This is a genomic window from Saccharopolyspora thermophila (assembly GCF_014646075.1).
Taxonomy (GTDB): Bacteria; Actinomycetota; Actinomycetes; order Mycobacteriales; family Pseudonocardiaceae; genus Saccharopolyspora; species Saccharopolyspora thermophila.
The window spans coordinates 1-500 of record NZ_BMMT01000059.1 but is presented as its reverse complement, the minus strand read 5'-3'; the positions used below and the strand labels follow the sequence as shown (position 1 = coordinate 500).

Annotated in this window: 2 protein-coding genes; one reads left to right on the top strand and one right to left on the bottom strand. The window is 71.4% G+C overall.

The features are described 5' to 3' along the window. Window positions 1-156 (bottom strand): aldo/keto reductase (locus IEY17_RS26200; RefSeq protein ID WP_373289934.1); only part of this gene is annotated, 156 nt, incomplete at its 3' end. Between the two features lie 72 nt (window positions 157-228). On the opposite strand from IEY17_RS26200, the gene IEY17_RS26195 reads away from it, so the two are divergent. Then, window positions 229-500, top strand: a 272-nt coding sequence (locus IEY17_RS26195) for a phosphoribosyltransferase family protein (RefSeq protein ID WP_373289933.1), incomplete at its 3' end; no start/stop codon positions are given.

The following is a 500-nucleotide window of genomic DNA, read 5'->3' as shown; positions in this document are numbered from 1 at the left end:
GGGCTTGTCGGGTGCGGCGCCGATGCGCGCTTCGCTCTCGCCGTACGCTCGAGCGGTGTCCACATGGGTCACCCCGAGCTCGGCCGCGCGCCGGAGCAGGGCATCGACGGCCGGCTGCCCGAGATCCCCGGTCGTGTTGGCGATCCCGTACGCCATGCCCAGTTGGGCCGCACCGAGGACCAGGGCGGACTGTCGATAGCCGCCCTGGTCGCGTACCCCTTGGCGGCGATGCCCCGCGCGGACTCGGCGCATCTGAGCGCCGCGGACCGGGCGGTGACCGCGCAGAGCGCGTTCGTGATCCGCGACACGCGGGTAAACAGTTTGCGAGCGGCGGCGCGCGGCCGGTTGATCTTCCTGCTGGACGATGTGCTCACGACCGGATCGACGCTCGCCGTGGTCTCCGAACGCCTAGCCGAGGTGGATGTCGAGGTGGCGGCGGGGGTGACATTGGCGGCTACCGAACTACGCCGGGACCGTGCCGATTCACGGGGTATGGGGGC